Annotated in this window: 29 protein-coding genes; 12 read left to right on the forward strand and 17 right to left on the reverse strand. The window is 68.7% G+C overall.

What is annotated here, in order from left to right:
* Positions 1–39: 39 nt before the first annotated feature.
* Genes pdeM through PMES_RS09125 form a run of 3 tightly spaced genes read right to left on the reverse strand, consistent with a single transcriptional unit; the run spans position 40 to position 3,728 of the window.
* Entirely contained in the window at positions 40–729 is a 690-nt protein-coding gene (gene pdeM / locus PMES_RS09115) for a ligase-associated DNA damage response endonuclease PdeM (protein WP_159965404.1), read from the reverse strand.
* A 52-nt stretch (positions 730–781) separates the two neighbouring features.
* Entirely contained in the window at positions 782–1,168 is a 387-nt protein-coding gene (gene cueR, locus PMES_RS09120) for a Cu(I)-responsive transcriptional regulator (RefSeq protein WP_159965405.1), read from the reverse strand.
* Between the two features lie 22 nt (positions 1,169–1,190).
* The gene (locus PMES_RS09125; RefSeq protein ID WP_159965406.1) at positions 1,191–3,728 is read right to left on the reverse strand and encodes a heavy metal translocating P-type ATPase; all 2,538 of its coding nucleotides are present in this window, start codon (positions 3,726–3,728) and stop codon (positions 1,191–1,193) included.
* A 207-nt stretch (positions 3,729–3,935) separates the two neighbouring features.
* Between PMES_RS09125 and PMES_RS09130 the strand changes: the two genes are divergently transcribed.
* Complete coding sequence (locus tag PMES_RS09130; protein ID WP_159965407.1) at positions 3,936–4,136, forward strand: heavy-metal-associated domain-containing protein; 201 nt, start codon at positions 3,936–3,938, stop codon at positions 4,134–4,136.
* 28 nt (positions 4,137–4,164) lie between these two features.
* Here PMES_RS09130 and PMES_RS09135 read toward each other — a convergent pair whose 3' ends face one another.
* The 7 genes from PMES_RS09135 to PMES_RS09165 form a co-directional block, all read right to left on the reverse strand.
* Positions 4,165–4,626 (reverse strand): c-type cytochrome, encoded by a 462-nt coding sequence (locus PMES_RS09135; RefSeq protein ID WP_159965408.1) that lies wholly within the window; start codon positions 4,624–4,626, stop codon positions 4,165–4,167.
* Positions 4,626–6,014 (reverse strand): multicopper oxidase family protein, encoded by a 1,389-nt coding sequence (locus tag PMES_RS09140; protein ID WP_159965409.1) that lies wholly within the window; start codon positions 6,012–6,014, stop codon positions 4,626–4,628. Before PMES_RS09140 ends, PMES_RS09135 begins: the two co-directional genes overlap by 1 nt.
* Entirely contained in the window at positions 6,011–6,907 is an 897-nt protein-coding gene (locus PMES_RS09145) for a c-type cytochrome (protein ID WP_159965410.1), read from the reverse strand. Before PMES_RS09145 ends, PMES_RS09140 begins: the two co-directional genes overlap by 4 nt.
* 3 nt (positions 6,908–6,910) lie before the next feature.
* Positions 6,911–7,504, reverse strand: coding sequence for a c-type cytochrome (locus tag PMES_RS09150; RefSeq protein WP_159965411.1), 594 nt, complete (start codon positions 7,502–7,504; stop codon positions 6,911–6,913).
* Between the two features lie 25 nt (positions 7,505–7,529).
* Positions 7,530–7,916, reverse strand: a complete 387-nt coding sequence (locus PMES_RS09155) for a hypothetical protein (protein ID WP_159965412.1) — start codon at positions 7,914–7,916, stop codon at positions 7,530–7,532.
* Positions 7,913–8,380, reverse strand: a complete 468-nt coding sequence (locus tag PMES_RS09160; RefSeq protein ID WP_201288982.1) for a c-type cytochrome — start codon at positions 8,378–8,380, stop codon at positions 7,913–7,915. The genes PMES_RS09155 and PMES_RS09160 overlap by 4 nt, the downstream gene beginning before the upstream one ends.
* 256 nt (positions 8,381–8,636) lie before the next feature.
* Positions 8,637–9,629 carry a 2-hydroxyacid dehydrogenase gene (locus tag PMES_RS09165; protein WP_159965413.1) on the reverse strand — a complete coding sequence of 331 codons (993 nt, stop codon included), beginning with the start codon at positions 9,627–9,629 and terminating at the stop codon, positions 8,637–8,639.
* 195 nt (positions 9,630–9,824) lie between these two features.
* On the opposite strand from PMES_RS09165, the gene PMES_RS09170 reads away from it, so the two are divergent.
* Positions 9,825–10,409 carry an SH3 domain-containing protein gene (locus tag PMES_RS09170; protein WP_159965516.1) on the forward strand — a complete coding sequence of 195 codons (585 nt, stop codon included), beginning with the start codon at positions 9,825–9,827 and terminating at the stop codon, positions 10,407–10,409.
* Positions 10,406–11,428 (forward strand): cation diffusion facilitator family transporter, encoded by a 1,023-nt coding sequence (locus tag PMES_RS09175; protein ID WP_438943236.1) that lies wholly within the window; start codon positions 10,406–10,408, stop codon positions 11,426–11,428. Before PMES_RS09170 ends, PMES_RS09175 begins: the two co-directional genes overlap by 4 nt.
* Here the strand turns inward: PMES_RS09175 and PMES_RS09180 are convergent.
* Together PMES_RS09180 and PMES_RS09185 are read right to left on the reverse strand one after the other, a co-directional pair.
* Positions 11,415–11,642: a DUF1150 family protein gene (locus tag PMES_RS09180; RefSeq protein WP_159965414.1), complete on the reverse strand. Its 228-nt coding sequence runs from the start codon at positions 11,640–11,642 to the stop codon at positions 11,415–11,417. The two genes, PMES_RS09175 and PMES_RS09180, sit on opposite strands and share 14 nt — an antisense overlap.
* A gap of 14 nt (positions 11,643–11,656) precedes the next feature.
* Positions 11,657–12,070 (reverse strand): Hsp20 family protein, encoded by a 414-nt coding sequence (locus PMES_RS09185; protein WP_159965415.1) that lies wholly within the window; start codon positions 12,068–12,070, stop codon positions 11,657–11,659.
* A gap of 142 nt (positions 12,071–12,212) precedes the next feature.
* On the opposite strand from PMES_RS09185, the gene PMES_RS09190 reads away from it, so the two are divergent.
* The 3 genes from PMES_RS09190 to PMES_RS09200 all read left to right on the forward strand — a co-directional run bounded on the left by PMES_RS09190 (position 12,213) and on the right by PMES_RS09200 (position 14,234).
* Positions 12,213–12,449, forward strand: coding sequence for a YdcH family protein (locus tag PMES_RS09190; protein ID WP_236549756.1), 237 nt, complete (start codon positions 12,213–12,215; stop codon positions 12,447–12,449).
* Positions 12,450–12,649: 200 nt separating this feature from the next.
* A complete protein-coding gene (purE, locus tag PMES_RS09195; protein ID WP_159965416.1) occupies positions 12,650–13,135 on the forward strand; it encodes a 5-(carboxyamino)imidazole ribonucleotide mutase in 486 nt (161 codons plus the stop codon).
* A complete protein-coding gene (locus PMES_RS09200; protein WP_159965417.1) occupies positions 13,128–14,234 on the forward strand; it encodes a 5-(carboxyamino)imidazole ribonucleotide synthase in 1,107 nt (368 codons plus the stop codon). Before purE ends, PMES_RS09200 begins: the two co-directional genes overlap by 8 nt.
* On the opposite strand, the gene PMES_RS09205 is transcribed toward PMES_RS09200, so the two are convergent.
* The 4 genes from PMES_RS09205 to groES form a co-directional block, all read right to left on the reverse strand.
* Entirely contained in the window at positions 14,231–14,968 is a 738-nt protein-coding gene (locus PMES_RS09205) for an alpha/beta fold hydrolase (protein ID WP_159965418.1), read from the reverse strand. The two genes, PMES_RS09200 and PMES_RS09205, sit on opposite strands and share 4 nt — an antisense overlap.
* An 82-nt stretch (positions 14,969–15,050) precedes the next feature.
* Positions 15,051–15,938: a DMT family transporter gene (locus PMES_RS09210; protein WP_159965419.1), complete on the reverse strand. Its 888-nt coding sequence runs from the start codon at positions 15,936–15,938 to the stop codon at positions 15,051–15,053.
* Between the two features lie 220 nt (positions 15,939–16,158).
* Complete coding sequence (gene groL / locus PMES_RS09215) at positions 16,159–17,811, reverse strand: chaperonin GroEL (protein WP_159965420.1); 1,653 nt, start codon at positions 17,809–17,811, stop codon at positions 16,159–16,161.
* A 50-nt stretch (positions 17,812–17,861) separates the two neighbouring features.
* The gene (groES, locus tag PMES_RS09220; protein ID WP_159965421.1) at positions 17,862–18,149 is read right to left on the reverse strand and encodes a co-chaperone GroES; all 288 of its coding nucleotides are present in this window, start codon (positions 18,147–18,149) and stop codon (positions 17,862–17,864) included.
* Between the two features lie 194 nt (positions 18,150–18,343).
* On the opposite strand from groES, the gene PMES_RS09225 reads away from it, so the two are divergent.
* Positions 18,344–18,706 (forward strand): hypothetical protein, encoded by a 363-nt coding sequence (locus tag PMES_RS09225; RefSeq protein WP_159965422.1) that lies wholly within the window; start codon positions 18,344–18,346, stop codon positions 18,704–18,706.
* A 43-nt stretch (positions 18,707–18,749) separates the two neighbouring features.
* On the opposite strand, the gene PMES_RS09230 is transcribed toward PMES_RS09225, so the two are convergent.
* Positions 18,750–19,496, reverse strand: coding sequence for a DUF2161 family putative PD-(D/E)XK-type phosphodiesterase (locus PMES_RS09230; protein WP_159965423.1), 747 nt, complete (start codon positions 19,494–19,496; stop codon positions 18,750–18,752).
* Positions 19,497–19,613: 117 nt separating this feature from the next.
* On the opposite strand from PMES_RS09230, the gene PMES_RS09235 reads away from it, so the two are divergent.
* The 5 genes from PMES_RS09235 to PMES_RS09255 all read left to right on the forward strand — a co-directional run bounded on the left by PMES_RS09235 (position 19,614) and on the right by PMES_RS09255 (position 23,575).
* Positions 19,614–20,534 (forward strand): manganese-dependent inorganic pyrophosphatase, encoded by a 921-nt coding sequence (locus PMES_RS09235; protein WP_159965424.1) that lies wholly within the window; start codon positions 19,614–19,616, stop codon positions 20,532–20,534.
* A gap of 121 nt (positions 20,535–20,655) precedes the next feature.
* The gene (locus PMES_RS09240; protein WP_159965425.1) at positions 20,656–21,528 is read left to right on the forward strand and encodes a TIGR01459 family HAD-type hydrolase; all 873 of its coding nucleotides are present in this window, start codon (positions 20,656–20,658) and stop codon (positions 21,526–21,528) included.
* Between the two features lie 87 nt (positions 21,529–21,615).
* Positions 21,616–22,059: a MaoC family dehydratase gene (locus PMES_RS09245; protein WP_159965426.1), complete on the forward strand. Its 444-nt coding sequence runs from the start codon at positions 21,616–21,618 to the stop codon at positions 22,057–22,059.
* 53 nt (positions 22,060–22,112) lie between these two features.
* Positions 22,113–23,054 (forward strand): bifunctional riboflavin kinase/FAD synthetase, encoded by a 942-nt coding sequence (locus PMES_RS09250; protein ID WP_159965427.1) that lies wholly within the window; start codon positions 22,113–22,115, stop codon positions 23,052–23,054.
* Positions 23,051–23,575, forward strand: a complete 525-nt coding sequence (locus tag PMES_RS09255; protein WP_159965428.1) for a YcgN family cysteine cluster protein — start codon at positions 23,051–23,053, stop codon at positions 23,573–23,575. Before PMES_RS09250 ends, PMES_RS09255 begins: the two co-directional genes overlap by 4 nt.
* Position 23,576 lies beyond the last annotated feature (1 nt).

Raw genomic sequence — 23,576 nt, forward strand, 5'->3', positions numbered from 1 at the left:
AACTCGCGCGGATGCGCTGTTCGGCGGCGGGAGCGAGGCTCACGAGGCGCGCCGCGCGGCGGTGCGCGCGGGACGCGGCACCATGCAGGGCGCGGGACCGGTCAGCACCGCGAAGGCCTGCGACGGAAAGAGCGCGCGCAGCGGCGCCGCGCACCAGTCGAGTCCGCCCGTATAGGTTCCGTAGGCAGGCAGGATCATCCGCACCGCGTCAAAGAGGAAACAGGGCCGCGACACCCGCCCCCGGTGCAGCGAAAGCTGCGCCTTGGGATGATAATGCCCAGAGACCTCTCCGGGCGCGGCGCCATCCTCGGCGATATGGCGCAGCAGCAGCCTGCCCAGCGCGACCTGGGACGCGGCCGCGCCGCCGAACCGGTGGGGGGCGGGATCGTGGTTGCCGCTGATCCAGACCCACTCGCGCCCCTGCTGGAATGCCGTGATGCGCGCATGGGCGTCGGGGCCAAGCGCCTCCGCGGCGGCATCGTCGTCGAAACTGTCGCCAAGACAGATGACGCATGAGGGCCCCGTGCGGGCGATGTCCTTGCCGAGCCGCTCGAGCGTTTCGGCGCACTCGTAGGGCGGAAGCATCGCGCCGCCGCGCCGCGCCATGCGCTCGGACTTGCCAAGATGCAGGTCGGACACCACGAGCGTCCCATGGGCGGGAAACCACGCCCCGCCCGAGCCGAGCGCCACGCAGCGCTCACCACAGAAATCGATCACGCATTCGGTCATGTGTTCCGGGGTGCCACCTCGCGCGGCGCGGCGCAAGCCTTTCCGCGCCCCGTCAGTTCGAGGAGAGCTGCTTGAGGATGGGGCAGTCCGGCCGGTCATCCCCTGCACAGGCCTCGACGAGGTTCGACAGGGTCGCGCGCATTTCCTGCAGGTCGGCGATCTTGGTGTCGATCATCGCCAGGTGGCCGTTCGAGATGCGCTTGACGTCGGCGCTGGCGCGGCCCTTGTCCTCCCAGAGCGCAAGCAGCGCCCGGCAGTCCTCGATGGTGAAGCCGAGGGCGCGTGCCCGTCCCAGGAAGGCCAGCTTGTGCAGCTCGACCGGCCGGAAGACGCGGTAGCCGTTGGAATCGCGCAGCGGCTTGATGAAGCCGATATCCTCGTAATAGCGGATCGTCTTGGCCGGCAGGCCGCAGCGGGCGGATACGTCGCCGATATTCATATCATGCGTCCTTTCGAATTGGCTATTGGGCTGGGGTCGCGACGGACCGGGAAGGCCGGAGCTCCCCGGTGCCCGCCTTCTCCCCGCCGGGCGCCGCGATCCAGCGCAGGCGCAGCGCGTTGCTGAGCACGAAGACGCTCGAAAGCGCCATCGCCCCCGCGGCGAGGATCGGCGACAGGAGCGTGCCCGTCAGGGGATAGAGCGCGCCGGCGGCGACCGGGATCAGGGCCGTGTTGTAGACGAAGGCCCAGAAAAGGTTCTGGCGGATGTTCCGGATAGTCCGCCGGCTCACCTCGAAGGCCCGCGCGACACCGGCAAGATCGCCCGACATCAGCACCACGTCCGCCGTCTCGATCGCGACATCCGTGCCGGTGCCCACCGCGATGCCGATATCGGCGGCCGCAAGCGCGGGGGCGTCGTTGATCCCGTCACCGACGAAGGCGAGCCGGCCGCCGGAGGCACCGGCGCGCAGCGCCTCGATCGCGGCGACCTTGCCGTCGGGCATCACCTCGGCGACGATCTCGTCGATTCCAAGCTCCGCGCCGACCGCGCGGGCGGTCCTAGCATTGTCGCCGGTGATCATCGCCACCGTCAGGCCCTGCGCCTGCAGCGTCTCGACCATGCGTGCCGCGCTCGGCTTGACCGGGTCGGCGACACCGATGAGCGCCACGGCACGGCCATCCTGCGCCGCGTAGAGCGGCGTGCGGCCCTGATCGCCCAGCGCGTCGCCGCGCGCGGCCAGTCCCGACAGGTCGATACCCTCGCGCGCCATCAGCCTGTCGGCGCCGATCACGATCCGCCGGCCCTCGACGGTGGCGCTGACCCCGAGCCCGGTGATCGCGGTGAAATCCTCGACCGCCGGCATCGGCAAATCGCGCATTTTCGCGGCGCGCAGGACGGCCTCCGCGATCGGGTGTTCGGAATGGGCCTCGACCGCCGCGATGCGAGCAAGCAGCGCATCGCGCGCCGTCTCGTCCAGATCTTCGGCGGTCGCGAACTCCGTGAGCTCGGGCCGTCCCATGGTCAGGGTGCCGGTCTTGTCGAAGGCGACCACGCGCGCCTCCTGCAGGCTTTGCAGCGCATCGCCCTTGCGAAAGAGCACGCCAAGCTCGGCGGCGCGGCCCGATCCAACCATCACCGACGTCGGCGTCGCCAGACCCATCGCGCAAGGGCAGGCCACGATCAGAACGGACACGCCCGAGACGAGCGCGAGGGCAAGCGCCGGCTCGGGTCCGACGAGCAGCCATGCCGAAACGCTCAGAACCGCCGTAGCAAGCACCACCGGCACGAACCAGCGTACGATCCGGTCGACCATCCCCTGGATCGGCAGCTTGGCGCCCTGCGCCTGCTGGACCATCCGCACGATGCCGGACAGAAGCGTGTCCGCCCCCACGGCGGTGGCCCGAAGATCGAGACTGCCGGCGCCGTTGACGGTGCCGCCGACGACGGCCGCGCCTTCGGTCTTGTCGATGGGCACCGGCTCGCCGGTGATCATGCTCTCATCGACGAAGGAGCGCCCCGAGATAACCACGCCGTCCACCGCGATCCGCTCGCCGGGGCGCACGCGCACCGTGTCGCCCACCGCGATATCGCGGATCGCGACCTCCTCGAGCCTGTCGCCGCGCAGGACCATTGCGGTTTGCGGCTGCAGGCCGACAAGCGCCCGGATGGCCGCGCCGGTGCGCCCCTTGGCCCGTGCCTCGAGCAGGCGCCCCAGAAGGATCAGGGTCACGATCACGCCCGCCGCCTCGAAATAGACGCCGCGCGTACCCTCCGGCAGCCATGCCGGCGCGAAGAGGGCGACCGTGGAATAGCCCCAGGCCGCGAGCGTGCCAAGCGCCACGAGAGAGTTCATGTTGGGCGCCGCGCGCAGCAGGGCGGGAATGCCGAGCGTCACGAAGCGCCGTCCCGGCCAGACCATCACCAGCGTCACGAGGACGAACTGGATCAGCCAGCTGTTGCGCATCCCGAGCGTTCCCATGATCCACTCATGCATGCCCGGTACGAAATGGCTGCCCATCTCCAGCACGAAGACCGGTGCGGTCAGCAGTGCGGCGAGCAGTGTCGCCCGGCGCAGCGCATCCACCTCCTCGTCGCGGCGACGTGCGCGCAGATCCCCGCCCGCCTCCGCCCCGGGGCCATCTGCCGACACGCGCACGGCGCCGTAGCCGGCGGCACCCGCGGCGGCGATGATCCCGTCCTCGGTGGCAGCCCCTTCGAGCCAGGTGACATGGAGCGTCTCGTCGGCGAGGTTCACATCGGCGGAAACGATGCCGGGGAGCCCGGCGACCGCCCGCTCCACCCGTCCGGTGCAGGAGGCGCAGGACATCCCGGAGACGTCGAAGCGTGCCTCGCGCGTCACCGCGGGATAGCCCGCCACGCGCAGCGCCTCGGCGATAGCGGAGGCATCGACATCGGCCGGATGCACCTGCGCCGTCTCGGCGGCCAGGTTGACATGCGCCTCGCGAACGCCCTCGACGCCGGACAGGGCCCGTTCCGCACGTCCGACACAGGACGCGCAGGAGAGTCCCTCCAGCGAGAAGTTCAGATCCTGTGCCATGGATTCCTCCGCAGACATTGTTACCGATGGTGGATATGGGGTCTCCCCCCACTGGAAGGTCAAGCACCAGCACCGAAATTATTAAGTCGGCATCGCGCCGGATCACTTAGCCAGGGCGGTCCGCGGACGGCGATCGCGCGGCGGGGGGCTTGAAGATGCGCGCGGGCCCCGCACATCAAGAACAGACCGAATGAAAGGAGGTCCAGGATGACACGTTACCAGATTCCCGGCATGAGCTGCGGACATTGCAAGGCCGCCGTCGAGCGCGCCGTCGCATCCGTCGATCCCACCGCCGAGGTGAGCGTCGATCTGCGGGAACGCCATGCCGACGTGGCCAGCGATGCCGCGCCTGCGCGAATGATCGAGGCGTTCAAATCCGAGGGCTACGAAGCGGTCGTCGCCCCCTGAACCGCGGCGCCTTCCACGGGGCGGCAGGCTACCGGGCCGCCTCGCCTTGCGTGCGGGCGGCCTGCACCTGCTGGATACGGTCCGGCCAGGTCGACCTGATATAGGCGAGGACGTCGCGGATCTCGGCATCCTCGAGCACGCCGGAGAAGCCCGGCATCCCGCTGGCAAAGCCGGTGACACCCCGCGCCTCCAGTGCCGCCGCCCCGCCAAGCGCCACGTAATCGAACAGCATCCCGTCGCCATGATGCCATGTATGGCCCGTCTCGTCATGCGGCGGGGCCGGCAGGATGCCATCCGGGCCGGGCCTTTGCCAATCCGCCTGCCCCTCGAGCGCGGCGCCGTGGCAGGCCGCGCAGGTCTCGACATAGATCGCCGCGCCCGCCGCGATGTCGCGCCGCGGCGCCTCCGCCATGGCAGGCACCGAGAGCACCCAGACGAGCGCACCAAGGGCGGCCGCCGCCAGGACGGCCACTGAGAGCATCATCCGCATCAAGTGACCTCGATCCACTGGACCATGCCCGATGCCGCGTGGCCGAGCATGTGGCAATGGATCAGCCACTTGCCGGGATTGCGTGCCTCGAAGACGATCTCGCCGGTCTCCTGCCCGGCCACCAGGAGCGTGTCGCGCATCGGGCCCAACGCGCCGCCCGACAGCACTTCGCGGAAATGCATCCCGTGCAGGTGCATCGCGTGCGGAAAGACGGTTTGGTTCTCCATCCGGATGCGCAGGGTCTCGCCGCGCGCGGCCGAGGCGAAGGGCGTCTTCGGCAAGCCCGCCGCCCCGCCCAGCGCCCAGAACTGCCCGGCCCCGACAAGATCACGGAACTGCGTCTCGGCACCCTCGTACATGGCACTGCCCAGACGGCCCATCGCCCCGCCTTCGATCGGCATGTCGAGTGCGCGGACCGATGCCAGGTCGGGCAATTCCTGCCCCGGGTTCGGCGGCAGCGGAGCGGGCGCGGGACGCCGGCTCAGGGCCGCGCGCCCGGTGACCGGGAAGCTGACCTGCGCCGCGGCGGCGTCGCGGTCAAAGCGCACGAGATAGGCCTCCTCGCCCTCCTCCGCGACGACATCCACCAGAAGGTCCGCCCGCTGTCCCGGACCCAGGACGAAATCCTCGCCCACGGCCTCCGGCGATGCGAGCGGCATTCCGTCGAGGGCGACGATCCAGCCCTCCAGCCCCTTGAGGGCCAGAGGGAAGATCCGGGCATTGGCGGCATTGATCAGCCGCAGCCGCAGCCGCGCGTTCTGCTCGACCGGCAGCGCCAGATCAAAGGTCGCGTTGGTCGCGATGAAGTTGCCCATCCGTCCGCCATGCGAATTGTCATGGGGGGCACCCCAGTCGCCGGCCAGTTGCGCGTCGTCCTGAAGACGCCAGTCATCGAGGATCAGCACATGCTCGGCATCGATATCGAGCGGTTCGGGCTCGGTGACGATGAGCGCACCGTAGAGCCCGCGCCCCACCTGCTCCACCGATTGCGCATGGGCGTGATACCAGTAGGTTCCGGCATCCGGCAGGGCGAAGTCGTAATCGAAGCTCGCGCCGGGCGCGACGGCCTCCTGCGTCAGTCCCGGCACGCCGTCCATCGCGTTGTCGATGCGGATGCCGTGCCAATGGATGCTGGTCGGCTGATCGAGCCCGTTGCGCAGGCGGCGCGTGAGCCGCTCCCCTTGCGCGATGCGCATCTCCGGGCCGGGCGCCATCCCGTCATATCCCCAGATCCGCGTGGCGGGATAATCGGACGGCGCGAGCTGATGTTCGGCCGCCCGTGGCTCGATCACCTGCATCCCGCCGGCGCCGGCGGCCGCCTCAGCGAGGCGCGGCAACCACAGGCTCGCGGCGCTGCCGGCCAGCATTTGTCGTCGGTTCAGCTTCATCGAGATGTCTCCATGTCAAGAAGATAGGTCGCCATCGCCGCGCGGTCAGCATCGCTCAGGAACGCAGTTCCGTAATTCACCACTTCGCCCATGCTTGCGCCGAACACGTCACCGTCGGGCATGATACCCGTTTTCAGCGCATAGGCGAGGCTTCCGGCATCATACCCCTTCTCGCGCAGGGCGTCCGAGGTGATGGCCGGCGACGTACCGCCGCCCGGCAGGTTCCGGGCTCCCTCGTAGTTGAGCGCGGGAACGCGGGCGCCGGCAAAGTTGCGCCCGGTGTGACAGGCCGCGCAATGGGCCACCCCCTCGACCAGCCAGCGTCCCCGGTTCCAGACCGCGCTCCGGCCCTCGACGGGGGTCGTGGGCGGCGGGGCGAGGTAGGCGGCGCGCCAAATCTTCAGGCCCCAGCGCTGATCGAAGGGGAAGGCGAGCTCATGGGCCGGCGCGGCACCGGATGCGGCCGGCACCGTCTGGAAAGCGGCCCACAGGTCGGCGATGTCCTGATCGCTCAGCCGCGCGTAGAAGGGATAGGGAAAGGACGGGTAATAGGGCTGCCCGTTCGGCGAGATCCCCTGGCGCAGCGCGCGGGCGAAATCCTCGACGCTCCAGGCGCCGATCCCGGCCTGCGGATCGGTGGTGAGGTTGGGGGGATGGAAGATGCCGAAATCGGTCTTGAGCGGGGCACCCCCCGCGAGCGGCGCGCCGCCCCCTTCGACATCGGTATGGCAGGCGATGCATCCCCCCGCCCGCGCAAGGTAGGCACCCCGATCGGCGTCCCCCACGAGGGTGATGGGGGCCACGTCCCGACCGATCGGCCAGACAATGACGGCGGCAAGCCCCGCGGCGCCCAGCGCGGCGAGGCTCGACAAAACGACAGCGATCTTGCGCATGTGTCAGTCGCTCTTGGAACGGAAGCTGCTGTGGCAGGCCGCGCAGGTCTTGGCGATCTGTGCGAAGATCTCCCCCGCCGGCAGGTCCGCGAGCGCCGCCGCGTCGACGGGTGCCGCCCCGCCGCCCATCATGCCGGCCGCACCGCCGGACATGCCGCCGCCCATCATGCCGCCGGCGCCCATCATGTCCGATGCCGAACCGCCGCCGGAAGCGGATGCCGACCCGGTGCCGCGCGGCGCGGCCTGCTCGAGCGCGCCGGCAAGACGCGCGAGCTGTTCGGACAGGCGCTCGAACTCCTCCCAGTTCGTCCAGACGGCGTCGGTGGCGAGGGATTTCTCGCGGCTGCCATCCTCGGGGAAGAGGTCGGTCAACGCGGTGCCGGCGTGATTGCCGATGACCTGCGCGGCCGAGGCGACCGCCGCCGCGTCGTAATCCTGCTCTCCGCGCATCATCGGCGCGATGCGTGCCACGGCCTTTTTCATGGCGCTCATGCCCTGCATGCGCTCGAGGACGATGCCGGTCGCGCCGTTATGCGCGGTCGCGGCGACGGCGATTGTGCCCGCGAGGGCGGCGATGATGCCGATCTTGATGTTCATGTTGTATCCTTCGGAAAATCATTGGTCAGAGGGTGATCTTCGCGAAGGATCGTGGGGGCGGCGGATCGAAGCCGGTCTGCCGGGACAGCCGGCTGCAAGCCGAATGCGAAACCCGCTGGCCCACGGACCGTTGGGCGGCCGGCAGGACAGCGTGCTCCGGTGCGGGGAACGGGGCGCTGCATCCGTTGCCCACGGGCGAGCAGTCGTCGGGGGCGGCGCTGGGACCGGCATGATCATGCTCGCGCGCGGCCGAGGGCGCATGCGGCGCGGTGCCATGCGCCGTGGCCACGTCATGCGCGGCAAGGGCCGCCGCATCCGCCGAGCGCAGCCCGCCGGAGACCACGAGCGCGAGCACGGCGAGCATCAGCACGGGCGCGAGACACGCGCGGTATCGGCGCAGGAGCCGCATCACTCGATGCCGTTCTCTTCCTGCAGACGCCGCACGTAGGCGACGATATTGCCCACATCGCCATTGGTCAGCCCCTCGACCGGAGGCATGTTGCCGAATGTCCAGTGATGGGCCCGGACGCCGTTCTTCACGGCAAGCTGGAATGCCATGTCGCCGTGATGGCTCGGCTCGTAGATCTTGTGCACGAGCGGGGGGGCGACGCCGTTCTGTCCGGCCGCGTTCTGGCCATGGCAGGCCGCGCAGGCCGCGTTGAACGCGGTCTCTCCCAGGGCGGCGCGACCTTCGAAGGCGGCTGGGACCACGACCTCGACGATGGGTGCGCCGGCCTCCAGCGCATCGGTGTCGGGGGGCGTCATCGAATGGCCGGCCATTTCGCCGGGCGCGGGACCCTCCGGGCCGGATGCCCAGAGGGCAAGGCCGACCACCGCCGCGAGGGCAAAGGCAATCAGGATCACGTTTCTGGGCATCGGCATCCTTGTCGAGCTCGCGTGCATCTTGCGGTCGCCGGGATCATCCATCCCCGGCAAGGGTGGCCGAACGGGCCCGCACGGCGCCGGGACGCCCTAGCCCGATTGGCCCTTGGCCCCGGCGGGGATTGCTGCCTCGACCTGCCCGATGCACGTTCGGTTTCTTGGTTGGCGCCCCTTTGGCCATATTCCAGCGCGGGAGGGTCAAGCCGGTTCTCATCACGAGCGAGTGATAGCGGACGGCGGGGCGCCAAGATCAGATCATCGAGGGAACGACCATGTCGGGCGGGCGGTGCCCGTCGGCGAATGTCTTGATGTTGATGATCACCTTCTCGCCCATCTCGATCCGTCCCTCGACCGTGGCCGAGCCCATATGCGGCAGCAGCACCACGTTCGGCAGCTCGCGCAGCTGCGGATTGATCGCGGCGCCGTGCTCGAACACGTCGAGCCCCGCACCTGCCAGCTCGCCGGCCCGCAGGCCGCGCGTCAGGGCGTTCTCGTCAATCACCTCGCCGCGCGATGTGTTCACGATCACCGCCGTCGGTTTCATCAGCTTGAGCCGGCGCGCATTCACCAGATGGAAGGTCGAGGGCGTGTGGGGGCAGTTCACCGAAAGGATATCGACCCGCGCCATCATCTGGTCGAGGCTCTCCCAATAGGTCGCGCCCGCCTGCTCCTCGATCTCGGGGCGCAGACGCGTGCGGTTGTGATAATGCACCTGCATCCCGAAGACGGCCGCCCGGCGCGCCACTGCCTGCCCGATCCGCCCCATGCCGAGGATGCCGAGACGCCGCCCGGCAAGGCGCCCGCCCATGAAGGCCGTGGGCGCCCAGCCGGCCCAGCCCTCCGATTGCATCGCGGCAAGCCCCTCGGGGATGCGGCGGGTGACCGCGAGCAGCAGCGCGAGGGTCATGTCGGCGGTGTCGTCGGTGGACACGCCCGGCGTGTTCGACACGAGGATGCCGCGCTGGCGGGCGGTGTGAACGTCGATATTGTCCACGCCTGCGCCGTAGTTGGCGATCAGCTTGAGCCGGTCTCCGGCTCGGGCGAGGAGCGGCGCGTCGATCCGGTCGGTCACGGCGGGAACCAGGATGTCGGCGCTCTGCATGGCGCTGGCGAGTTCCTCGCGGCTCATCGGGCGATCATCCTCGCCATGGCGCAGCGACACGTCGAACAGCTCGCCCAGCCTCTTTTCCACCACTTCGGGCAGCCGTCGCGTGACGACAACACTCAACCGATCCGCAGCCATGCCCGCAGCCTCCAACTTTTCTTTGCACTTTTCGTGCCGCAAGGTGACAAGGAACGCGGCCCGCCGCAAGATGCGGCGCGTCCCCTCAACCATAAGTCCCGGCCCGCCCGAGGCCGGCACCGGGAGCCGGCAGGCAGAATGACACGATCGACCTCTCCGACCGCTGCCCTGATCGCGACCGCCACGATCTGCGCGATGCTGTCCGTCCTGCCCGCGGCGGCCCAGCAAGCTGCCGGGGGCGCGGCGCCGGCCGGAACGCCCCCCCCGGAGGACACGGATCGAACCGGGGACGCCGCGGATGGCGGGACGGCCGCCGCGCCGGCACCGCCCGAACGCGCATCCCGAGCGCCGCGCCTCGGGCCCGTGACGAACCTGCCGATGCCGCGCTTCGTCTCGCTCAAGGCACGCGAGGGCAACGTGCGGCGCGGTCCCTCGCTCAGTCACAGGATCGACTGGGTCTTCACCCGCAAGGACATGCCGTTGCAGATCACCGCGGAATACGGCCACTGGCGCCGCGTGCAGGATCGCGACGGTGTCGGCGGCTGGGTGCATTACTCTCTCCTCTCGGGCGTGCGCACCGTGCTGATCGAGGCCGATCAGGCGCCCATGCTCGACCGCCCGGAACCCGATGCCGCGATCACCGCGATCGCCGAACGCGGCGTGGTGGCGCGGTTGGAGGAATGCCTGCCCGACTGGTGCCGGCTCGAGGCGGGAGGCTATGACGGCTGGGTCCGGCGCGACGCCTTCTGGGGGATCGGAGCGAACGAGCTGCCGGAATGAGCGGCAGGCAAAACGACGCGCGGCCGCCCGCCGGGGGGGACATGCGCCCCGAAGACGCGCGCCGCGACAACCGCCGGGCGATCCTTGCCTCGGTCGCCGTCGCCCTCGTGCTGGTGGGGGCGAAACTCTGGGCCTTCGCGGCGACGGGCGCGCTTTCGGTCGCGGCCTCGCTTGCCGATTCGGCGCTCGACCTCATCGTTTCGCTGGGCGGGCTGACCGCGGTCATCTATGCCGCGCGGCCACCCGACGAGGATCATGCCTTCGGCCACGGATCGGTCGAGGATCTCGCGGCATTGGGCCAAAGCCTCTTCATCGCCGTTTCGGCGATCGTCATCGCCGCCAGCGGAATCGCGCACCTGGTCTCGGGCCGCGCGTCGCCCCTTTCGGCCGAGGGGCCGGGCATCGCGGTCATGAGCCTGTCGATCGTCCTGACGCTCGGCCTCGTGAGCTATCAGGGGCGGATCGCGAGGCGGACGCAGAACCGCGTCGTCTCGGCGGACCGGCTGCATTACATCGGGGATCTTCTGCCCAATATCGGCGCCGTGGCCGCGCTCGGGGCCTCAGCGGCATTCGGCATCGTGGCGATAGACGCGATCGTCGCGATCGCGGCGGCGCTCGTGCTGTTGACCGGGGCTTGGCGAATCGGGATCGGCGCATGGGACGCCCTGATGGACAAGGCGGCCGATCCGGAGACCGTCGCCGGAATCGAGCGGATCGCGTCCGAGGCACCCGGCGTGCACGGCTTTCATGACCTCAAGACCCGCCGCGCCGGCAGCCGGGTCTTCGTGAACCTTCATATCGAGCTGGACGGGGCACAGAGCCTGAGCGATGCCCACGAGGTCGGGGCCGAGCTGCACCGCGCGATCCTGCGGCATTATCCGCAATGCGAGGTAATCATCCACAAGGACCCTCTGCGTCCCGGGCGCCGGGCCGCAAGGCGGCAAGACCCTTCGGGCGGACGCGGGGAGGCGGGCGGACGGGAGCGCCCGTCCGCCCCGGGACCGATCAGTGAACGCTGACCGGTGCCATGTCGTTCTGCCGCGCCACGACGAAGGCGAGATTGCGGTCCGCGACGAGGGCGAGACGGTCGCCGACGGCGTTATGCACCGCGTAGAGCCGCTCGAGCCCTTCCGCCTGCTCCTGCATCTCTTGCGGGAGCTCGTCGACCGCGACGGGCCGCACATAGACGATGTTGTCGGCCGTTTCGGGGAGAATGTCGGTTTTCATATCCATGACGTGCTCTTTCTCTACTCGTTCGATATCCGGATCGTGCGTATCTGCCGATCAGGCTGTGTGCGCTCCAGATCGAGGTGAAGCAGACCGTTACGCAACTCGGCCCCTCCCACCTCAACACCGTCGGCAAGCACAAAGGTCCGCTGGAACTGACGGGCGGCGATGCCGCGGTGAAGAAACAGGCGCGTGTCCTCGGGCTCGGTCTGGCGGCCGCGCACGATAAGCTGCCGGTCCTCGACCGTGATCGACAGGTCGTCATCGGAGAAGCCGGCCACGGCGAGGGTGATGCGATAGGCCGTCTCGCTCGTCTGCTCTATGTTGTAGGGAGGGTATCCGCCCGTATCGGTCTTGGCCGTCCGTTCGACAAGGCGTTCGAGTTGCTCGAAGCCAAGCAGAAAGGGATGCGAGCCCAAAGCCATCTTCGTCATGGACACGTCCTTCATCAAGCGACTGTGTGTTCCGGCGGTCCCGTTGCGGCGACCGCCCCTGTCATCAATATGGGAAGCATGATGGACCCGCGCAAGAGCACGGGCTTGCCCGGCGCGGCGCTTTGCGGCATCTTCGGCGCAAATGAACGATCAATCGCCCCAGAAGCCCGGCTCCGCGAAGATGGACCATGACGACGTCCTGCGCGTCGAACTGGCCGTGCTCAAGTGTGAGCATCGCGATCTCGACGAAGCGGTCGCGGCACTGCATGGTGGACTGTCCGACGCGCTGACGCTGCAGCGACTCAAGCGGCGCAAGCTGCTCCTCAAGGACAAGATCGCCGCGATCGAGGACAGGCTCTTTCCCGACATCATCGCCTGAGCCGCATCGGGCGCACCGCTCCCTCAAGGGGTTGCCCGGCACGCGGGCGAAGCCGCGCGGATCCCCCGGCCCACGGGCCCCTCGGCGCGCCGATATCCCCGAAGGCCAAGCTCCGGCGGGCACGGTTGCGCCCCGCGATGCCGCCGCTATGATCGCCGGCGGCCGCCAAGGCCGGTCTTGTCACGGTTGCGGAGAAAGCGATGGGCGCGCGGGTCGGAATCATCATGGGTAGCCAGTCCGACTGGCCAACGATGCGCGAGGCCGCCGAGATCCTCGGCACGCTCGGCGTGACGCATGAGCGCCGGATCGTCTCCGCGCATCGCACGCCCGACAGGCTGTGGGATTACGGCCGCGGGGCCGTCGATGCCGGCCTGCAGGTGATCATCGCCGGCGCCGGCGGGGCCGCGCATCTGCCGGGAATGGTCGCCTCCAAGACACGCGTGCCGGTGATCGGCGTGCCGGTCCAGACACGGGCCCTCGGCGGGCTCGACAGCCTTTATTCCATCGTGCAGATGCCGCGCGGCTTTCCCGTCGGCACAATGGCGATCGGTGCGGCGGGCGCTTTCAACGCCGGTCTCATGGCGGCCGGCATCCTCGCGCTCAACGATCCCGAGCTCGCCGCCAGGCTCGAGGCGTGGCGCTCCGAGCTGTCGGCCTCGATCCCGCAGGAGCCGGTCGATGAGTGATCTTGAACGCCTGCGCCCCGGCGCGGTCATCGGCATCCTGGGCGGAGGGCAGCTGGGACGGATGCTCGCCATGGCGGCCGCGCGGCTCGGGCTCGAGGTGCATGTCTTCGAGCCGGGCGCGAACCCGCCAGCCGCCGCCATGGCCGCCACGACCGTGACGGCGCCCTACGAGGATGAGGAGGCCCTGCGCCGCTTTGCCGAAGGGGTCGATGTCGTCACCTATGAATTCGAGAACGTCCCCACATCGGCGCTCGATCTGATCGAGACGCTGCGTCCGATCCGGCCCGGGCGCGAGGCGCTCAGGATCAGCCAGGACCGCCTCACCGAGAAGGACTACCTCACCGGGCTCGGCCTGAACTGCGCGCCCTATGCCGCCGTCGACGACGCGGCCTCCCTGGACGCGGCCCTGGGGCGGATCGGTACGCCCGCCATCCTCAAGACGCGGCGCATGGGCTATGACGGCAAGGGACAGGCGCGGCTGGCGCATCGCGATGACGCGCCCGCCGCGCTCGAGGCCATGCAGGGCCAGGCGGCCGTGCTTGAAGGCTTCGTCGATTTCTCGGCCGAGATCTCGGTGATCGGTGCCCGCGGCGCCGACGGGCGCGTCGCCTGTTTCGATCCCGGGGAGAACGTCCATCGCGGCGGCATTCTGCACAGCACCACCCTGCCCGCCCGCATTCCACGGGCGGTCACCGCAGATGCGGTCCTGATCGCCGGGCGCATCCTCAACGCGCTCGATTACGTGGGCGTGCTCGGCGTCGAGCTTTTCGTCACGCCGGGGGGGCTCGTGGTCAACGAGATCGCGCCGCGGGTGCACAATTCGGGCCACTGGACGCAGGATGGCTGCGTCATCGACCAGTTCGAGCAGCATATCCGCGCGGTGGCCGGCTGGCCGCTCGGCGACGGCACCCGCCACAGCGATGTCGAGATGCTCAACCTGATCGGCGATGACGTCGAGGACGTGGCGCGGATCGTCGAGAACAGCCATTGCGCGCTGCATCTCTATGGCAAGGCCGAGAGCCGTCCGGGCCGCAAGATGGGGCATGTGAACCGCATTCTCGGCCCCGCCGGCGGCGCCCCGCGCGAGCCCGGCCGCTAATCCCGCGCGAACCGTCCTTCTCGCAGGAAGGCGACCACCTGTTCGATGACCAGCGGGCTCATCATCATGAATGTATGCGTCACCGGCAGCACGATGTGATCGTCCATGCCGGCCAGACGCGTCGAGGCCACCGAAACCTTCCCATCGTCCGGTCCGTCGATCACTGTCGAGTAAAGCGGATTGAAGGACTGGTTCCCGGCAATCACCCCGAGCTCGAATTGCGGCGCGCCGAGCTGTTCGGGCAGGCTGCCCGGCCCGGTGCCGAGCTGCTGTCCGGCCGGCCCGTTCAGCCAGCGGAACGGCTCCAGATCGCGGAACGTGTCGACCAGCTCGCTGCCATGGTTCGGCGGCCCCATCATCACGACCCGGCCCAGCCTCTCGACCGTGTTCCGCTCGAGCCAGACCCGCACCAGGATACCGCCGAGCGAATGGGTAACGAAATTGACGCGGGCATCGCCGCAGGCCGCGACCGCCTTGGGCAGGATGCGCTCGGCCAGCGCGCCGATCGGCGCCTCCGTCGAGCTGTAGTTGGCATTGACGGTGCCATAGCCCGCATCCTGCAGGGCTTCTGCCATGATCTCCATCGAGGTGGCGCTGCGGGCAAGGCCATGCAGGAGCACGACGCATTCCGCCGCCTCGACCGTCTTGGCAGGCTGCGCCGTGGCCGCAGCCCCGGAAGCCGCGAGGAGCAATCCGGCGGCGGCAAGAACGCGTATGAAGGGGCGCTGTCTCATGCGCGGAAACCTAGCGCGGCGCGGGGGATTTGGAAGGGCCGGGCCAGGTGCGGGAGCGGCTTTGCAAGGGCCCCCGCTCCCCTCAGCGGCGCGCGGGCTTGGCGGCGGCGGCATGCGGTGCGGACCGCGCTCCGACAAGGCCGATCGCGATTCCCCCGATGATCAGCGCGGCCGCCACCCAAAGACGCGCCGTCGGCGGCTCGCCCAGCAGGAGGGCGCCGCCCGCCACCGCGATCAGCGGCACGCTGAGCTGCGCGAGGGCCGCGCTCGATGCCGTGATCTGCGGCAGGAGCCTGTACCACAGCGCGTAGCCGAGGCCGGAGGTGACGATGCCCGAAAGCAGGGCGAGGACAATGCCGGTCGGCGTGGGGGTCAGCGCCCCGTCCTGCGGCGGCGCGAGCAGCAGCGCGCCGAGGGCGATCGGCGCGGCGAGGAGGAAGTTGCCGGCGGTCGCGCCGAGCGCGTCCCGGCTGCCCCGCCCACGCAGCGAGTAAAGCCCCCAGCCCAGCGCCGCGAGGGCCATCAATCCGCCATGCAGCAGTGAAGGCACCGCCACCCCCGTCGGCCAGAGCAGCCAGGCCAGCCCCGCAAGGGCCAGAAACGCCCCCGCCACGCGCGCCGGGGGGACACGCTCGCCGCCGATCACGGCACCCGCGAACATGGTGACCTGCACACCGCCGAAGAGGATGAGCGCTCCGATACCGGCATCGAGCGCAAGATAGGCGATCGAGAAACCCAGGACGTAGAGCGCGAGCGCCGCCGCGCCGATCGGACCGCCATGGGCGAGCGCGCCGGGATTGCGATCACGCAGCAGCACCAGGAGAGCGAGGATGGCCGCTCCCGAAACGAGGCGGATCGCGGCGAATTCGAACGCGCCGATCGCGCTTCCGGCAAGCGCCATGCGGTTCAGCACCGAATTGGCGGCGAAGGCGACCATGACGAGGGCCGTGAGAAGGGCGAGACGCAGCATCGGGCCTTCCTGCCAACAAACCGCGCCTGCCGCAATGGCCCGCTGCGGATCGGTGCATGGCCCCTGCCCGCCCGGCGCACGCGGCTTCGGGCCATGCCGGCGCAGGGGCACGGCTGGCCCCGGGGATGCGCAGCGCGGACCCCGGAATGCGAAAAGGGGGCGCCCCGAAGGACGCCCCCTGTCATGCGTGCAGCCGGCATTTGGCCGGTGCGGCCGATGATTACATCATGCCGCCCATGCCGCCCATGCCGCCCATGTCGGGCATGCCGCCGCCGGCGCCAGCGCCTTCCTTCTGCGGCTTGTCGGCGACCATCGCCTCGGTGGTGATCAGCAGGCCGGCGATCGAAGCCGCATCCTGCAGAGCCGTCCGGACGACCTTGGCCGGGTCGATCACGCCGAACTTGAACATGTCGCCATATTCTTCGGTCTGCGCGTTGAAGCCGAACTTGAGATCGTCGGATTCGCGGATTTTGCCCGCAACGACCGAGCCGTCGACGCCGGAGTTCTCGGCGATCTGGCGCAGCGGAGCCTCAAGGGCCTTGCGCACGATCGAGATGCCGACATTCTGGTCGCTGTTCGCGCCTTCCAGGCCGTCGAGCGCCTTGGCGCCCTGCACCAGGGCGACACCGCCGCCCACGACGATACCTTCCTGAACGGCCGCACGGGTCGCGTTCAGCGCGTCATCGACACGGTCCTTGCGCTCCTTCACTTCCACTTCGGTCATGCCGCCGACGCGGATGACGGCAACGCCGCCGGCCAGCTTGGCAACACGCTCCTGCAGCTTCTCGCGGTCGTAATCGGAGGTCGTCTCTTCGATCTGGTTGCGGATCTGGGCAACGCGCGCCTCGATCTCGCCCTTCTCGCCCGCGCCGTCGACGATGGTGGTCTCGTCCTTGGTGAGGGTGACCTTCTTGGCCGTGCCGAGCATATCCATGGTGACGTTCTCGAGCTTCATGCCGAGATCTTCGGAGATCACCTGGCCGCCGGTCAGGATCGCGATGTCCTGCAGCATGGCCTTGCGGCGATCACCGAAGCCCGGTGCCTTGACGGCCGCGATCTTCAGACCGCCGCGCAGCTTGTTCACGACGAGCGTGGCAAGGGCTTCGCCCTCGACATCCTCGGCGATGATCAGCAGCGGCTTCTGGCTCTGGATGACCGATTCCAGCAGCGGGACCATCGGCTGCAGCGAGGAGAGCTTCTTCTCGTGCAGCAGGATCATGCAGTCTTCCAGCTCGGCGACCATCTTGTCGGGGTTGGTCACGAAGTAGGGCGACAGGTAGCCGCGATCGAACTGCATGCCTTCGACGACATCGGTTTCGGTCTCGAGGCCCTTGTTCTCCTCGACGGTGATGACACCCTCGTTGCCGACCTTCTGCATCGCGTCGGCGATCTGGCGGCCGATCTCGGCCTCGCCATTGGCGGAGATGGTGCCGACCTGGGCAACTTCGTCGCTGTCGGAGACGGGACGGGCAGCGGCCTTGATGGCCTCGACGACTTTCGTGGTGGCCAGGTCGATGCCGCGCTTGAGGTCCATCGGGTTCATGCCGGCGGCAACCGACTTGAGGCCTTCCTTGATGATCGCCTGGGCGAGCACGGTGGCGGTGGTTGTGCCGTCGCCGGCCTCGTCATTGGTCCGGGAAGCGACTTCCTTGACCATCTGGGCGCCCATGTTCTCGAACTTGTCTTCCAGTTCGATTTCCTTGGCGACGGAGACACCGTCCTTCGTGATGCGCGGGGCACCGAAGGATTTGTCGATGACCACGTTGCGGCCCTTGGGGCCGAGAGTGACCTTCACCGCGTTCGCGAGGGTGTTGACACCCTTCAGCATCCGGTTGCGGGCATCGGTATCGAATTTGACGTCCTTGGCAGCCATGATGGCTCCTCCTTGAATGTCTGTAAATTTCTAGTCGAAGGATCGGACGATCAGGCGATGATGCCCAGGATGTCCGACTCTTTCATGATCAGCAGCTCTTCGCCGTCGAGGGTGATCTCGGTGCCCGACCACTTGCCGAACAGGACCTTGTCGCCCGTCTTGACGCCCATCTCGATCAGCTCGCCCGAATCCTTGCGCGCGCCCTCGCCAACGGCGACGATCTCGCCTTCGGCGGGCTTTTCCTTCGCGCTGTCGGGGATGATCAGACCGCCCTTGGTCTTCTCGTCGGATTCGACACGGCGGACCAGCACGCGGTCATGCAGCGGTTTGAAAGCCATCTGTGAACGCTCCTTCATAGAGTTGTTTGCATCTGTTGGCACTCTCCTGAGGTGAGTGCTAGCAGCCTTGATCTAGGAAAGAGCCTTCTGGCTGTCAAGCAGATCGCGCGGCGAAATTTCGGCGCTGTCGGTGTTGTGTAGGAACCCTATCGGGCCTTCGATCCGTTTCCCCGGGAGGCAAGAGGGGTGAGGTGATGACACAAGCCGAAGAGGAGCTTATGTGGCAGCTCGAGCATGACTACTGGTTATGCAGCATGGGCGGCAGACGGCAAAGCACCGATGCCAGCTCGATCGCGGTCTTCGGCGGCGCCGCGCATGCCGTGACGGGCGACGCGCTCGAGAGGGCCCATGCCCATGGCCCTGAATACGAACATGTCGAACTGACGCAACGCGCCTATGCCAGGCCGTCCGTCGGGGTCGCGGTCCTGGGCTATACGGTGGTTGCGCGCGACAGGGAAAACCGCCGGAAGAAAATGGTCTGCACCTCCGTCTGGCTGAGACGGAACGGCATCTGGACCCATATCCAGCATCAGCAATCCCTCCAGGACACCGCCTGAGCCCCTGCCCTTCGGCGCCATCCCTTCGGCCGCCCCGCTCCTCTTACTCGGGATCCGCGCCGGCGCCCATGCGGACGCTCCCTCCTCCCGCCCCGGCGGGGGGCGCGGCAGGGGTGGATGTTGAGGCAGCAACCAGGGTTGCGGCGGCGTCCTGCCCCGCTTCGGTGAGCGCGTAGACCCCCGTGGAGACACGCTCGAACCAACCGTAATGGTTGTCGGCCATCATCCGCGTGGCGCGCGCCACGCCCGTTCCGCGTGCCACGTCAGCGCCCCGGCACGGCCCATGCGCCGCCAGGTGGGCCGCGCAGAGGCCGGCATCCTGCCTGTAGGCGGTGACGAGCTTGCGCCCGCCGGTGCCGCCCGGGTTGGGATCGCCCCGCCTGGCACGGAACTCCGCCAGCAGGCGGGCCCGGCGCGCCGGCGCGCGGCGCGGGCGATAGGGCTCGGGATCGCACAGGATGGCGACCCCCCCCGCCGCGCTCACCGTCATCAGGCCAAGGCCCAGCCTCGAGCACAGCCCCGCATCGGCCGCATGCGCCTTCGTCCCGGCACGGCCCTGCCGGCGCGGCACGCACAGATAGACCAGATCGCTCAGCGCCTGGCGCGCGATGCCCTGCCGCAGCAGCGCGAGGGTGAAGCCGAGCTTCAGCTCGACGATCACCATCTGCGTGCCCGCCGCGTCGCATGCCACCACGTCCGCCGCGCCCACCTCCCCCTTCACCTCGTAGGAGAGGCCCTCGAAGTAGCGTTTGACGAAAGGATAGAGATCGGTTTCCCGGGCAAAGCTCATGCCCGAAGGCTACCTCGCCCGCATGCCGGCGGGAAAGCCAATTCGTCGCGGGTGACAAGCCGCCGCCCCATCCGTATAAGCGGCAAAAATCCGATTTAGCTGCGAGGAAGTTTGCAGATGACGACCTTTGTCTTCGGCCACAAGGCACCCGATACAGATTCCACCGGATCGCCCATCATCTGGGCCTGGTACATGACCGAGATCCAGGGCAAGTCCGCCGAGGCGCGGCTGCTTGGCACGCCCAATACCGAAGCCGCCTGGATGCTGGAGCGCTGGGGCCTCGAGCAGCCCGCGATCCTCGAGGATGTCGAGGATGGACAGCGCGTGGTCATCGTGGACACCAACAATCCCGCGGAGCTTCCCGCCAATATCAACAAGGCCGACATCCGGGCGATCATCGACCATCACCGCCTGGTAGGCGGGCTCGAGACGCGCGGCCCCGTCGGGATCACCATGCAGCCGCTCGCCTGCACCGCGACGATCATGCACAAGCTGATGGGCGATGACGCCTCCAAGATGCCCGAGGCGATCAAGGGCGCGATGCTGTGCTGCATCCTGAGCGACACGCTCGAGTTCCGCTCGCCGACGACGACCGACGAGGACCGCGACCTCGCGATCGCGCTGGCCAAGGATCTGGGCATCGAGATCCCGGCTCTGGCATCGGAGATGTTCGCCGCGAAGTCCGACGTGTCGCGCTTCTCCGAAGCCGAGCTCCTGCGGATGGACAGCAAGGAATTCGAGACCGGTGGGACCAGCTTCCGCGTCTCCGTGCTCGAGACGACCTCCCCGGAGACGGTGCTCAAGCGCAAGGACGCCCTGATCGAGGCGATGCCGCATGTCGCCTCCGAGGACGGCGTCGCGCAGGTCCTGCTCTTCATCGTCGACATCCTCAAGGAAGAGGCGACGCTTCTCGTGCCCAACGATACCGTGCGCAGCGTGGCCGAGAAGTCCTTCGCGACGGTCTGCAGCGGCGATACGGTCGTGCTGCCCGGCGTTGTCAGCCGCAAGAAGCAGATCATCCCGAACCTCACGGTCTGATCGCCCGCCCTTCCGCTCGCGAAGGGGTGAACGCTTTCTGGCGCGCGGTCCCGCCCGCGCGCCATTTTCATGTCGCCGCCCCGTCCCGGGCCGGCCATTCCCATCGCAGGAGCCGTTCGCAATGAACCGCATCATCGAGAGCCTGGGCGAGATCAGCCAAAATTACGACGCGCTCTTCTGCGATCTCTGGGGCTGCCTGCATGACGGGCGGCGCGCCTTTCCCGAGGCGGTCGAGGCCTTGCGCGCCTTTCGCGCGGATGGCGGGACGGTGGTGCTGCTGACCAATGCGCCCCGCCCCCGCGCCAGCGTCGAGACGCAGATCGCCCGTTTCGGCATCCCCGAGGATTGCTGGGACACCATCGCGACCTCCGGCGACAGCGCCCGCGCCGCGATGTTCCGCGGCGCCGTCGGGGCGCGCGTGTGGTTCATGGGACAGTCCTTCGACGAGCCGTTCTTCTCGCCGATGAAGATGATCGCCGATCCGGTCCCGGTCGAACGGGTCGCTCTGGAGGAGGCCGAGGGCATCGTCTGCACCGGACCCTTCGATCCGTTGCAGCCTCCCGAAGCGCTCTTGCCGCAGCTGCGCGCGGCGCAGGCGCGCGGCCTGCCGCTGCTCAACGCCAATCCCGACCTGATGGTCGATCGCGGCGAGGTGCGCGAGTGGTGCGGCGGTGCCGTGGCGGCGCTCTATGCGCAGATCGGCGGCACCGTCCTCTCCTTCGGCAAGCCGCATCCGCCCGTCTATGCCCTCGCCCGCGAGCGGCTCGGCGAGATCGGACGCGACATGGCGCAGGACCGGATCCTCGCCGTCGGCGACGGCATCGTGACCGACATTGCCGGCGCAGCGCAGGACGGGATCGATTCGCTCTTCGTGACCGGCGGCCTCGCCGCGGCCGAGACGCGGACGGGTCGGCAGCCCGACCCCGAGGCCCTGCGCGGCTTCCTCGATGAGCAGGGTGCGGCTCCCGAATATTCCATCGGAAAGCTGCGCTGAAAATTCCGACTGGATTTTTCGCGCTTGCAGCGTAATATGATTTCAAGCGCCGCGATGCGCTTGGATTTTTATTGCGTGAGGACTCCCGTGTTGGACAATATGCCCCGCGGCACAATCTGTATCGAGGATATCGAGATCGGGATGTCCCGCCACCTGTGGAAAGATGTCACCGATCGCGACATCGAGCTGTTCTCCGAGGTTTCGACCGATCGCAACCCGGTGCATCTCGACGAGACCTACGCGCAGGAAACGATCTTCGGGGGCCGGATCGCGCATGGGATGCTGACCGCCGGGCTGATCTCGGCGGTGATCGGCGAGCAGCTTCCCGGCCATGGCACCATCTACATGGGGCAGACACTGAAATTCCTCGGCCCCGTGCGCCCCGGCGACCGGGTCCGCGCCGAGGTCACGGTGACCGCGATCGACCTGCCCCGGCGCCGCGTGGAACTGGCCACCAAATGCGTCGTGGACGGCAAGGTCGTCCTGCAGGGCGAGGCGACGGTGCTGGCGCCATCCGCCAAGCTCGACTGAGCGGGCGCTCCGGGCACTTGCGCAAACCGCGCCCGGGGGCTATCCGCCCCGATATGCGTATAGTGAGGCATTATCGCGGGACGGCCCCAGAAGATCGCGGTGCAAGTGCCGCGATCGGCAATTTCGACGGCGTGCACCTGGGCCACCAGCATATCATCGACATCGCCCGGCGCGGCGCGCAGGAGCGGTCGGCGCCGCTGGGTGTTCTGACCTTCGAGCCGCATCCGCGCCAGTATTTCGCGCCCGTCGCCCCGCCCTTCCGCCTGATGAGCGCGCAGTCCCGCGCCAACAGGCTGGCGCGCCTCGGCGTCGAACGCCTCTATGAGCTTCCCTTCGACGCGGCGCTCGCGGCCCTGCCGCCCGAAGCTTTCGCGCGGGAGGTGATCCACGAGGGGCTGGGCCTGTCGCATATCGTCATCGGCGCCGATTTCCGCTTCGGCGCCGAGCGCGCGGGCGATGCCGCCGATCTGCGCCGGTTCGGCGAGCGGATGGGGTTCGATGTCAGCCTGGCCGATCTCGTCGGGGCGGCGGGAGGGGAGATTTCCTCCACCCGGATCAGGGAAGCGCTCAGCGCCGGCGATCCGGTCTCGGCGCGCCGGATGCTGGGCCATCACCACCGGATCGAGGGAGCGGTGATCGGCGGGGAGCGGCGCGGACGCGAGCTGGGCTATCCCACCGCGAACATGTCGCTCGAGGGGCTGCATCTGCCGGCCTTCGGGGTCTATGCCGTGCGGGTCCAGGTCCTGGACGGAGCGCATGCGGGGTCCCATGACGGCGTCGCCTCGCTGGGGGTGCGCCCGATGTTCGGCGAGAACACCGCCAATCTCGAGACCCACCTGTTCGATTTCTCCGGCGATCTCTACGGCGCGCAGCTTTCCGTCGCGCTCGTCGCCTATCTGCGGCCCGAGGAGCGGTTTGAGAGCCTTGATGCACTCATCGCGCAGATGGATGCCGACAGCCGCGAGGCGCGCCGCGCCCTTCAGAGCCAGCCATGAGCCGGCCGCGCAAGCCCGGCGGGCCGACCCGCGCGCTCGGCCACCCCAATGCCGCCCGGCGGGCCGCGGCCCCCGCCCTGCGGCCGCGGTTCTGGGAGACGGTGCCGCTTGCGCAGATGCGCCCGGCCGAATGGGAGGCGCTTTGCGACGGCTGTGGCAAATGCTGCCTCAACAAGCTCGAGGATGCCGATACCGGGCAGGTCGAGTTGACCCGCGTCGCCTGCCGCCTGCTCGACGATGCCACATGCCGCTGTGCCCATTACGAGACGCGCAAGCAGTTCGTGCCAGAATGCGTGGTCCTCACCCCCGGCAATATCGGCGACATCGCCTACTGGATGCCGCGCACCTGTGCCTACCGCCTGCTGCATGAAGGCGCGCCGCTGCCCGAATGGCACCCGCTGCGCACCGGCGATCCGCAGAGCGTCCACGCGGCCGGCGTCTCGGTCAGGGGCTGGACGGTGCCCGAGTTCGAGGTCGCGGAGGACGAATTCGAAGATTACATCATCGAGGAGCCGACCTGAG

Source organism: Profundibacterium mesophilum KAUST100406-0324, from assembly GCF_009835145.1.
Taxonomy (GTDB): Bacteria; Pseudomonadota; Alphaproteobacteria; order Rhodobacterales; family Rhodobacteraceae; genus Profundibacterium; species Profundibacterium mesophilum.

Excerpts from the sequence above, each read along its gene's own strand:
- PMES_RS09145 (WP_159965410.1), bottom strand. The coding sequence starts at position 6,907 with ATGCGCAAGATCGCTGTCGTTTTGTCGAGCCTCGCCGCGCTGGGCGCC.
- PMES_RS09250 (WP_159965427.1), top strand. The coding sequence starts at position 22,113 with ATGCGTATAGTGAGGCATTATCGCGGGACGGCCCCAGAAGATCGCGGT.
- PMES_RS09225 (WP_159965422.1), top strand. The coding sequence starts at position 18,344 with ATGACACAAGCCGAAGAGGAGCTTATGTGGCAGCTCGAGCATGACTAC.
- PMES_RS09170 (WP_159965516.1), top strand. The coding sequence starts at position 9,825 with ATGCTGTCCGTCCTGCCCGCGGCGGCCCAGCAAGCTGCCGGGGGCGCG.
- PMES_RS09185 (WP_159965415.1), bottom strand. The coding sequence starts at position 12,070 with ATGACGAAGATGGCTTTGGGCTCGCATCCCTTTCTGCTTGGCTTCGAG.
- groL (WP_159965420.1), bottom strand. The coding sequence starts at position 17,811 with ATGGCTGCCAAGGACGTCAAATTCGATACCGATGCCCGCAACCGGATG.
- PMES_RS09230 (WP_159965423.1), bottom strand. The coding sequence starts at position 19,496 with ATGAGCTTTGCCCGGGAAACCGATCTCTATCCTTTCGTCAAACGCTAC.
- PMES_RS09235 (WP_159965424.1), top strand. The coding sequence starts at position 19,614 with ATGACGACCTTTGTCTTCGGCCACAAGGCACCCGATACAGATTCCACC.
- purE (WP_159965416.1), top strand. The coding sequence starts at position 12,650 with ATGGGCGCGCGGGTCGGAATCATCATGGGTAGCCAGTCCGACTGGCCA.
- groES (WP_159965421.1), bottom strand. The coding sequence starts at position 18,149 with ATGGCTTTCAAACCGCTGCATGACCGCGTGCTGGTCCGCCGTGTCGAA.
- cueR (WP_159965405.1), bottom strand. The coding sequence starts at position 1,168 with ATGAATATCGGCGACGTATCCGCCCGCTGCGGCCTGCCGGCCAAGACG.
- PMES_RS09200 (WP_159965417.1), top strand. The coding sequence starts at position 13,128 with ATGAGTGATCTTGAACGCCTGCGCCCCGGCGCGGTCATCGGCATCCTG.
- PMES_RS09205 (WP_159965418.1), bottom strand. The coding sequence starts at position 14,968 with ATGAGACAGCGCCCCTTCATACGCGTTCTTGCCGCCGCCGGATTGCTC.
- PMES_RS09255 (WP_159965428.1), top strand. The coding sequence starts at position 23,051 with ATGAGCCGGCCGCGCAAGCCCGGCGGGCCGACCCGCGCGCTCGGCCAC.
- PMES_RS09125 (WP_159965406.1), bottom strand. The coding sequence starts at position 3,728 with ATGGCACAGGATCTGAACTTCTCGCTGGAGGGACTCTCCTGCGCGTCC.
- PMES_RS09160 (WP_201288982.1), bottom strand. The coding sequence starts at position 8,380 with ATGCCCAGAAACGTGATCCTGATTGCCTTTGCCCTCGCGGCGGTGGTC.
- PMES_RS09130 (WP_159965407.1), top strand. The coding sequence starts at position 3,936 with ATGACACGTTACCAGATTCCCGGCATGAGCTGCGGACATTGCAAGGCC.
- PMES_RS09180 (WP_159965414.1), bottom strand. The coding sequence starts at position 11,642 with ATGGATATGAAAACCGACATTCTCCCCGAAACGGCCGACAACATCGTC.
- pdeM (WP_159965404.1), bottom strand. The coding sequence starts at position 729 with ATGACCGAATGCGTGATCGATTTCTGTGGTGAGCGCTGCGTGGCGCTC.
- PMES_RS09140 (WP_159965409.1), bottom strand. The coding sequence starts at position 6,014 with ATGAAGCTGAACCGACGACAAATGCTGGCCGGCAGCGCCGCGAGCCTG.
- PMES_RS09165 (WP_159965413.1), bottom strand. The coding sequence starts at position 9,629 with ATGGCTGCGGATCGGTTGAGTGTTGTCGTCACGCGACGGCTGCCCGAA.
- PMES_RS09240 (WP_159965425.1), top strand. The coding sequence starts at position 20,656 with ATGAACCGCATCATCGAGAGCCTGGGCGAGATCAGCCAAAATTACGAC.
- PMES_RS09150 (WP_159965411.1), bottom strand. The coding sequence starts at position 7,504 with ATGAACATCAAGATCGGCATCATCGCCGCCCTCGCGGGCACAATCGCC.
- PMES_RS09175 (WP_438943236.1), top strand. The coding sequence starts at position 10,406 with ATGAGCGGCAGGCAAAACGACGCGCGGCCGCCCGCCGGGGGGGACATG.
- PMES_RS09210 (WP_159965419.1), bottom strand. The coding sequence starts at position 15,938 with ATGCTGCGTCTCGCCCTTCTCACGGCCCTCGTCATGGTCGCCTTCGCC.
- PMES_RS09135 (WP_159965408.1), bottom strand. The coding sequence starts at position 4,626 with ATGCGGATGATGCTCTCAGTGGCCGTCCTGGCGGCGGCCGCCCTTGGT.
- PMES_RS09190 (WP_236549756.1), top strand. The coding sequence starts at position 12,213 with ATGAACGATCAATCGCCCCAGAAGCCCGGCTCCGCGAAGATGGACCAT.